10 protein-coding genes are annotated in these 8,343 nt (G+C 34.1%); 1 reads left to right on the top strand and 9 read right to left on the bottom strand.

The genetic code is table 11. The annotated features are described in order from the left end of the window. The 8 genes from HMPREF2597_RS12470 to HMPREF2597_RS09410 form a co-directional block, all read right to left on the bottom strand. Window positions 1-100: DUF443 family protein (locus tag HMPREF2597_RS12470; protein ID WP_371106700.1), on the bottom strand; the 100-nt coding region annotated here is incomplete at its 3' end. A gap of 29 nt (window positions 101-129) precedes the next feature. Beyond that, the gene (locus HMPREF2597_RS09440) at window positions 130-1,587 is read right to left on the bottom strand and encodes a T7SS effector LXG polymorphic toxin (RefSeq protein WP_002478673.1); all 1,458 of its coding nucleotides are present in this window, start codon (window positions 1,585-1,587) and stop codon (window positions 130-132) included. Continuing rightward, on the bottom strand, window positions 1,577-1,942 hold the full coding sequence (locus HMPREF2597_RS09435; protein ID WP_002478672.1) for a DUF3958 family protein: 366 nt from the start codon (window positions 1,940-1,942) through the stop codon (window positions 1,577-1,579). The genes HMPREF2597_RS09440 and HMPREF2597_RS09435 overlap by 11 nt, the downstream gene beginning before the upstream one ends. 15 nt (window positions 1,943-1,957) lie before the next feature. Next, window positions 1,958-2,230, bottom strand: coding sequence for a TIGR04197 family type VII secretion effector (locus HMPREF2597_RS09430; RefSeq protein ID WP_002478671.1), 273 nt, complete (start codon window positions 2,228-2,230; stop codon window positions 1,958-1,960). Between the two features lie 309 nt (window positions 2,231-2,539). Further along, window positions 2,540-3,220, bottom strand: coding sequence for an ABC transporter permease (locus HMPREF2597_RS09425; RefSeq protein WP_002460346.1), 681 nt, complete (start codon window positions 3,218-3,220; stop codon window positions 2,540-2,542). Continuing rightward, on the bottom strand, window positions 3,220-4,161 hold the full coding sequence (locus HMPREF2597_RS09420) for an osmoprotectant ABC transporter substrate-binding protein (RefSeq protein WP_002460348.1): 942 nt from the start codon (window positions 4,159-4,161) through the stop codon (window positions 3,220-3,222). Before HMPREF2597_RS09420 ends, HMPREF2597_RS09425 begins: the two co-directional genes overlap by 1 nt. A 22-nt stretch (window positions 4,162-4,183) precedes the next feature. Next, the gene (locus tag HMPREF2597_RS09415) at window positions 4,184-4,819 is read right to left on the bottom strand and encodes an ABC transporter permease (protein ID WP_002460349.1); all 636 of its coding nucleotides are present in this window, start codon (window positions 4,817-4,819) and stop codon (window positions 4,184-4,186) included. Beyond that, a complete protein-coding gene (locus tag HMPREF2597_RS09410) occupies window positions 4,819-6,069 on the bottom strand; it encodes a betaine/proline/choline family ABC transporter ATP-binding protein (RefSeq protein ID WP_002478670.1) in 1,251 nt (416 codons plus the stop codon). The genes HMPREF2597_RS09415 and HMPREF2597_RS09410 overlap by 1 nt, the downstream gene beginning before the upstream one ends. Before the next feature lie 386 nt (window positions 6,070-6,455). Between HMPREF2597_RS09410 and HMPREF2597_RS09405 the strand changes: the two genes are divergently transcribed. Further along, window positions 6,456-7,508, top strand: a complete 1,053-nt coding sequence (locus HMPREF2597_RS09405) for a 2,3-butanediol dehydrogenase (protein ID WP_002492437.1) — start codon at window positions 6,456-6,458, stop codon at window positions 7,506-7,508. A gap of 160 nt (window positions 7,509-7,668) precedes the next feature. Here the strand turns inward: HMPREF2597_RS09405 and HMPREF2597_RS09400 are convergent, their stop codons facing one another. After that, window positions 7,669-8,265: a YdeI/OmpD-associated family protein gene (locus tag HMPREF2597_RS09400; protein ID WP_002460352.1), complete on the bottom strand. Its 597-nt coding sequence runs from the start codon at window positions 8,263-8,265 to the stop codon at window positions 7,669-7,671. Window positions 8,266-8,343: the final 78 nt, after the last annotated feature.

The raw sequence follows: 8,343 nt of genomic DNA, 5'->3' as shown, positions 1-8,343 counted from the left end.
ACCAATTAATCATTGGAAATAGAAATGTAATCCAGTGACTGATGGTATCAACCATGAGATAGTCATCATTATATTTTATAATTCGATATTTGGGATTCATATTTATAATTTTTGATTCACATAGCACGTTTACCACTTCCATTTCATTGGATTCATATTATCTCCTATATTGTTAACAGCCTCTCCAACAGTATTCTTTACCGTTTCGGCTGTATTTTTAACACCATTACTAACATTTGTTGCAGTATTGTCGAGTATTTTAATTGTTTGATCTTTCGTTTGACCCAATTGTCCTAATACAGGATCCATTTTATGTCCTAACCAGTCTACCTTGTCTTTTATTCCCAATTTATTATTTTGATATGCCCAATCAGCGCCGTATGCTGCTAATGTCCCAACTGCTATACCAGCTAATGCAGCCCAACCAACTGGATTAGCGGCAAGTGCAATAATTGTACCGCTTATTATCGTTGATGTAACCCACCCGGCACTCATTGTTAAAGCGTTATGAGAAAGTGCTTCTCCACATGTCTTACCTTCATTTAAATCACTTCTGACACTTATAAAAAAGCCAAGGCCTGTTATAACGCCACCCAAAATTTTTCCGTTTTTTGCAAATTCCTTGCTATCCTTTATAATTGCATCTCCCCAAGTGCGCTTCACTTGTACAAATGAATTAGGTCCTTTTGGTCCTTTATATCCACCGGCTGTATTAATAAATACACCAATATTTTTCGACTGCACACCTATTTGTTCAATTAGCTTCGAAGAAATATCAATTTCTAAGCTTTGTTTAATATTATCTTTATTTTGTATAAAATAATTAATCAAACTCTGTGGTAGATCTTCATCTTGGTGCTTTTCTGCATATTCTTGAATAATCTTGCCATCTTGTTTATTTAGTTTGCCTGTTTTTGCTTTTTCTTCAATTTTCTTCATTGCAACTTTTAAATATTTTTCATTGCTTACTTTTGCCCATTCTAAGTCTTTACCGGAAGGAATGTTGAATTCTTTTGTTACGGGGTTCCAACTAGTTTGTAATTGATTTAATCCTTGTTTAACTACATCTTGAAATGCTTCTACATCTTTAAAAATCTCTGGTGATTTTTGATTAAATTCTTGTAATTTTCTAAGCTTTTCTTCTAGTTCGTGTTTTTGTTGCTCTAAACTAGCAATCATGCGATTATTTCTTGAAATTGTATCTCGTTTCTCCGAAAGATATTTTTTTAAACCACCATTAATTTCTTCAAGTAACGCAATACGCTGTTTTAATTCATTGATATCTTCTTCAAGTTCAGATTCTTTTAAGCTTTGATTATCAACTTCTTGCGTATAACGCTCTACAAATGTCGTACAGGCTTCTTCTGTCATGTCACTTAAAGTTTTCATACTATAACTTAGCGGTATAACGACTGCACTGAAAAATTGTTTAGCTGAGCGATATGCTTTTCCTTGTAAATCTTCTTTCGTCACAAATTGTAAGACTGCGTTGTTTAGACTATCATAACTTTGGTTCATTGCTTGGCTCAATTTCCGCATATTGGAGGCTTGATTTTTTGATTTATTTAAATACATATCAATGCTCATAATCATGCCCCTTTTCATTAGCTTTATGTAATTCAATGTTTCTTTGAGCTTCTAATACTTCTATGCAATCATTTAATTTACGAATTTGATGTTTAACATTGTCTTGATTATCTATTAATTCTTCTAGTATTGCTTGTTTTTCTTGTTGAAATTCATCCCTATGTTGCTCTAATGAAAAGGCACTATTGCTAGAACCATATCGATAAATCAGTCGGTCATATAGTTTTTCAGTATTTCTTGTCGCATCTTCATAGTCATTAATTAGATGTATAAGTCCACGCTGTTGTTCTGTTAATGTTTCAACTTCTAAATTTGTTTTATAGATTTGATTATTTAATGTAGTTACTTTGTCCATCACTTAACCTCTATTCTATTTAGAAATTTGATTGCCAAGTGTCAAGTCCATCGCTTCAAAGCTATCGCCAACTTCTTTAAGTGTTGTGTTCGCTTTTTCGAGTGCTGCTGTAATAGATGTATTTATAGTCAAGAGCTGTTCAATTGCTGTATGTGCATTTTTATTACCACTTACTGTCGTACTTTCATCTTTACCTGGTTCTGAAATACTTGAACATGATCGTGTTGCATTATTGATAATATAATAAGCATGATATGTTTTACTCATATCGCTTTTAATTTCACTCATTAATATTCCACCTTTCAACAATTAAAGTTATATTAATCATTGCTATGTCTTATTCTTAAAAGTTTCACTCTATTTGAATAAAAGTTCGTAAGATGACTAAACAATTGTTAAATTAGAATTATTATAGAATAATAATAGATTATTTACATATGTTTATTCTATCTAAATATTGTGAAAATGTATATATCAATATTTGTTTTTAAACCTTATTTTCCTTTTTTTAATTTTTGACTCCTTTGTAAAATTTATCAGTTACAGCTATACAAAAAACCAGCCAACAAATTGATATATTTGCTGGCTGGTGTATTTTTAATTAATTGTTTGAGGTTGTGGACCTTTTTTCTTTTGTGTTGGATCAAGCTTGCGTTCTAACATTCTCAGTCCAATATCGATTAAAATGGCAATGAGCGCAATTGGTATCGCGCCGGCAAGAATAAAGGCTGTACCGTCTGTTGAGTTTGTACCACGTATGATAATATCACCCAATGTTGGTGCTCCAATAAACGAACCAATAGCTACGATACCAACCGCAACAACAAGTGCAATCCGTATGCCACCGATAATCACGGATAAGGATAATGGTAGTTCAATCATACGTAATACTTGGTTACTTGTCATTCCCATTCCTTTACCTGCATCTTTAATATTGGCATCAACTTCGACAATTCCCGTGTACGTATTTTTTATAATTGGTAATAGCCCATACAAAAATACGGTCACTACAACGGTGGTTGGTCCAAGACCTAATGCTAACATTAAAATGGCTAACATAGCGATAGCTGGAACCGTTTGAATCACGTTGGCAATCGTAATCACAGGCCAAGCTAATTTTTTAAATCTAGCAATAAAAATACCAATAGGGATACCCACAATACTTGCAAATAGCACGCCATACACAGACATTAGTAAATGTTTAAAGAATAATCCCATTAAATAGCCGAAATTGGTCGAATAGTAGTGTGCTAATTGTTGTAATAAATTACCATCCATTATTTACTACCTTCTTTCTTATCATCAAAGAAATGATGTTTTTCTAGAAATTCTTTGGCTATGACTGCTGGTTCTTTACCTTGACCATCCGCTTCGTAATTTAATTTCTGCATCTCTTTAGTAGTGACGGTACCTTCTAATTTTTTCAATGCTTTATCTATCTCTGGATGATCTTTAATTAATTTTTCGGTTGCTAATGGACTACCATCATACGGTGGGAAAAATTTGCGATCATCTTTTAAAACTTTTAAGTTATATGCGGCAATACGTCCATCTGTTGAATAACCTACGGCAACATCTAATTTTTTGTTCTTTAAAGCATCATATACTAAACCAATCTGCATTGGTCGCGCACTATCAAATTTGAAGCCGTAGTCTTTTTGGAATGCTGGATAACCATCACCTTGGCGATTCATCCATTGGGTATCCATCCCTAAACGCAGCTCATCTTTGTATTTCTTTAAGTCCGATACTTTCTTTAAATGGTATTTGTCGGCAACTTCTTTGGTCACCATAAATGCATAGGTATTTTCAAAGCCAAATGAATTATAATATTTCTGATTAAATTTCTTTTTAAATAAGCGTTGTGATTCAGACATTGCTTTGTCTGTATCTTTCGTTGGTGGTGCAGCAAGGACACTTGTTAATTCTGTCCCTGTATATCGCACGGCTGACATATTGACATCCCCACGTTGTAAGGCGTTATGTTGAATAATACTTGAACCAAGATTACCAATAATTGTTGGTTTGATTTTACCTTTGGTCTCATGTTCAATCATATATTTTTCAATGTAGCCCATAATTTTTGTTTCACTTGTTTCGGTTGTTGTAATTTTGACATCATCTTTTGAATTGCCATCACCAAGGCCTGGTAAACTACATCCAGATAACACGAGTAGAGATAGGACCATGATGATTAAGCTTGTTTTCACTTTATTCATTATAATGTTCTTCCTCCCTCTATTATCTAGATACTTTTAAGCCTTTTGGGACGACCCATTTTTCAACTAATGATAATAAGAAATCAACAATAAGTGCTATTGCTGTAACAAGTATCGCAGCAGTAATAATCATTGGTGGTTGGTATAAATTTAACCCATTAAATACTAAATCACCTAAACCACCAGCGCCGACATAACTTGCTAATGTTGCCCAACTAATTACATACACGCTTGATAAGCGTATGCCACTAATAATCATTGGCAATGCAAGCGGGAGTTGAACGTCTTTCATAAGTTGAAGTCTAGTCATTCCCATGCTTGTACCGGCTTGAATAACATTTTTATCAATATTTTTCACACCGAGAATGGTATTGTTTAATATAGGTAGTAATACATATACGAATAATGCCACAATGGCAGGTGTTTTACCCACACCAAAAATAGGAATCATTAACGCCAAAATCGCAAGTGTTGGAATGGTTTGAAGCACCCCTGCAATCGTTAATACGATATTTGCTGTTTTTTTAGTTTTAGATAATAAAATTCCAAGCGGAACTGCTATCACAATGGCTAATAGTAATGCAATAATTGATATTTGGAAGTGTTCAATTGTCTTTGATACGAGTTGACTTCCATATTCTTGGAGAAATTCACGCATTAACGATCATCTCCCATTTCGTTTGTTTTATGGTCTAAACCATTCATTACATCTTGTTCTCGAGGTGGTGCATCTTGTTGTGATGTTGACTGTTTATCTTTGTTATCACTGTCCAATGGGGCGGCGTCATCATTTTCGTCTCCCCATAATGAATCATAAACAATGTCTACAAGGTTTGCGCGTGTGATAAGTCCTATTAAAGTATTATCATCATCGACAACTGGCACATTACGTACATTTCGCTTTAAAATGGTACGCACAGAATCTTGTAATTTCGTATCGATATGTACTTTATAAACATCACGCTGCATCATATCAATTAATTCTTCACCTCTACGTAAACCTTGATTAATATCTTCAATATCTAAAAAGCCCAATAGTCGATTTTGATTATTCACAACAAATATGGTATCAACACGACGTTCTCTCATAATATTAACTGCATCATTAAGCGAATCATCTGCGTGCACCGTCACAGGTGTAATCATTGCACCTTCTACAGTTTTCATATTTGGTCTATCTTGGATCAATCTATTTTGACCAATAAAATCAACAACAAAATCATTAGCAGGATGTCTTAAAATATTATCTGGCGTATCAAATTGAACAATCTTTCCTTTTGACATAATACAAATGCGGTCTGCTAATTTAATCGCTTCATCCATATCATGCGTTACAAAAATAAAGGTTTTACCTAATTTTTGTTGTAACGTTTTTACTAAATCTTGCAATGTATCACGTGTAATAGGATCTAGTGCACCAAATGGTTCATCCATTAAGATAACATCTTGATCTGCTGCTAATGCACGTACAACCCCAATACGTTGCTGTTGACCACCTGAGAGTTCTGCTGGATAACGATCTAAATAATCCTCTGGTAAGTCAACCAACTTAATCAATTCTTTCGCTCTAGCATCCTTTTTCTCTTTTGACCATTTTAATAGTTTAGGTACTAATACAATATTTTCTCGAATTGTCATATGTGGCATTAATCCAATTTGTTGGATGACATAACCAATACTTCGTCGCAATTCAACCGGATTCATATCCCCAATATTTTTACCATTAATAGTAATTTGTCCTTCTGTTGGTTCAATCATACGATTAATCATTCTTAACGCTGTCGTCTTACCACTTCCACTGGTACCAATAAATGCAATAAATTCCCCTGACTCTATATCCAAAGATATGCGATCTACTGCCTTTTTGTTACCTGAGTATATCTTTGTTAAATTTTTAATACTTAACATCTATGTACTCCCTTTCTTCAATACATATCAGAAAATGATTAACATTATAAAAACCGTCATTCCCTTGGTTTAACAAATATAGTAATAAGTTAACAAGCGCATGACGGCTTTTACTTTAAATCTCATTTAATTGTGATTGTTAATCCATTTTCTTCGCATATATTTTTATGGTTACTTCATACATATACCCTAATTATTAAAAATAAACATATTAAACTTGCGAAAAATTAAATTTTTATAGAGTTTGCCCACTTTGTGAAAAAAATTTGCTCCAGCTTAGATAAAATATAAATTTATTATTATTCGCCGAAATAGTTTGAATATTTCATAAATTAGTATTACTCTATATGTATACTAAGGATTCAAAATTGAGGAGATGTCTAATTATGAAAGCAGCAGTATGGTATGGTCAAAAAGATGTTCGCGTGGAAGATCGTGAACCAAAAGTATTAAAAGATAATGAAGTTAAGGTTAAAGTATCATGGACGGGGATTTGTGGTACGGACTTACACGAGTATTTAGAAGGTCCTGTCTTTATTTCTACAGAACAACCTGACCCTTTATTAGGTCAAACTGCACCAGTGACGTTAGGCCATGAATTTTCAGGCGTAGTTGAAGAAGTAGGTAAAGACGTAACTAAATACAAAAAAGGGGATCGTGTTGTTGTGAACCCTACCGTGTCTCGACATGAAAAAGAAGAAAATATCGATCTTTATGATGGTTATTCATTTATTGGGTTGGGATCTGATGGTGGATTTGCTGAGTTTACAAATGCACCAGAAGAAAATGTTTACGCATTACCTGACAATGTTTCAGCTAGAGAAGGTGCTTTAGTTGAACCAACAGCCGTTGCAGTACAAGCTGTCAAAGAAGGCAACTTATTATTTGGTGATAAAGTAGCTGTCTTTGGTGCTGGTCCAATTGGATTATTAACAGTTGTCGCTGCTAAAGCAGCTGGCGCAAGTAAAATCTATGTCTTTGATTTATCTGAAGAACGCTTAGCTAAAGCTAAAGAAGTAGGTGCAACTCACGTCGTTAATTCTGGTAAAGTTAATCCTGTTGAATACATCAACGAACACACTGACAACGGTGTTGATGTCACTTTTGAAGTTGCTGGCGTCGGCGTTACGTTACAACAATCTGTTGAAGTCACTCGCCCACGTGGGACAGTAGTCATCGTCTCTATCTTTGCGCACCCGGTTGAATTTGATCCAATGTTATTAACAAACTCTGGAGTGAAATTAACTTCAACTATTGCTTATACACCAACGACATTCCAACAAACCGTTGACTTAATCGCTAACGGTAGCTTGGATGTTAAATCAGTCGTAACGGATGAAATCGAATTACAAGACATTGTTGAATCAGGTTTCGAACAACTTGTAAATGATAAATCACAAGCTAAAATATTAGTAAAATTAAATGGCGACCAAAAATAATAATGTATTTATTTTATAGGAAAAGACGGTTGAATGGCATATTCAACCGTCTTTTCCTATAAGCTTTTTTCAAATTAAGCTTGATTACTGCCCTCATAATTTGTTGTTCAACCAATTAGAAATCTCAACTTCACTGTCTATCTTCTTTCTATTATATTTACTAATCCATCATACCTTTACCATCTAATATATGATTCACATATTTTTCCACTCTATTATGACGAGTTTGACTACGTTTTGCTTGCCCAATATAGTACATATATTGGCGTTGACGACCTGGTGTTAAACTTTCAAATGCCGTCTTTAATTCGGGCATCTCATCAAATTTAGAGGCTAATTCTTCAGGCATCTCATAGTCTGCAGTCTCTTTCAACGTCACTGTTTTACCTTGTTGTTCAACCTGGATTGCTTGTTTAACATAGTATAGAATCTCATCACGACGTTGTTCTATTTCCTTTAAAGAAGTAAAGCGTAGCTGTCTCGCTGCTTGGACCTTTTCTGTTTGTTGTACCAATGTACCATATTGATCTTCGAGTAAAGCGCCTTTATGAAATAATAATGCTACATAGTGTTTAAACCCGTGAATGAGCACGACATTTTTATTATTTAATGTGTAACATGGGTGCATCCATTTATACTGTTCTTCTAATTCTGTTTCATTAAAAATAAGTGTTCTTAAATATTGATATGCCGATTGCCATTGGCTATCTTTGCGCAAAAACGCTTCAACTTGTGCGTTGGTCTGCTTTTTATCCATCACTTCGCCCCTTTCTTTATTTTTATCAATTTAAGTTCATATTAGCCTGACACCAGAGCAATTGCAACTATAGGATAT

Source organism: Staphylococcus sp. HMSC063A07 (genome assembly GCF_001836955.1).
In the GTDB taxonomy this organism is placed as follows: domain Bacteria; phylum Bacillota; class Bacilli; order Staphylococcales; family Staphylococcaceae; genus Staphylococcus; species Staphylococcus lugdunensis.
Note: the sequence above shows the minus strand (reverse complement) of the source record. Positions and strands in the feature narration are given on the sequence as shown.

Bases quoted from the DNA above. Each gene is read 5' to 3' on its own strand.
- HMPREF2597_RS09415 (WP_002460349.1), bottom strand. From the start codon at position 4,819: ATGCGTGAATTTCTCCAAGAATATGGAAGTCAACTCGTATCAAAGACA.
- HMPREF2597_RS09435 (WP_002478672.1), bottom strand. From the start codon at position 1,942: ATGGACAAAGTAACTACATTAAATAATCAAATCTATAAAACAAATTTA.
- HMPREF2597_RS09440 (WP_002478673.1), bottom strand. From the start codon at position 1,587: ATGAGCATTGATATGTATTTAAATAAATCAAAAAATCAAGCCTCCAAT.
- HMPREF2597_RS09400 (WP_002460352.1), bottom strand. From the start codon at position 8,265: ATGGATAAAAAGCAGACCAACGCACAAGTTGAAGCGTTTTTGCGCAAA.
- HMPREF2597_RS09410 (WP_002478670.1), bottom strand. From the start codon at position 6,069: ATGTTAAGTATTAAAAATTTAACAAAGATATACTCAGGTAACAAAAAG.
- HMPREF2597_RS09425 (WP_002460346.1), bottom strand. From the start codon at position 3,220: ATGGATGGTAATTTATTACAACAATTAGCACACTACTATTCGACCAAT.
- HMPREF2597_RS09405 (WP_002492437.1), top strand. From the start codon at position 6,456: ATGAAAGCAGCAGTATGGTATGGTCAAAAAGATGTTCGCGTGGAAGAT.
- HMPREF2597_RS09430 (WP_002478671.1), bottom strand. From the start codon at position 2,230: ATGAGTGAAATTAAAAGCGATATGAGTAAAACATATCATGCTTATTAT.
- HMPREF2597_RS09420 (WP_002460348.1), bottom strand. From the start codon at position 4,161: ATGAATAAAGTGAAAACAAGCTTAATCATCATGGTCCTATCTCTACTC.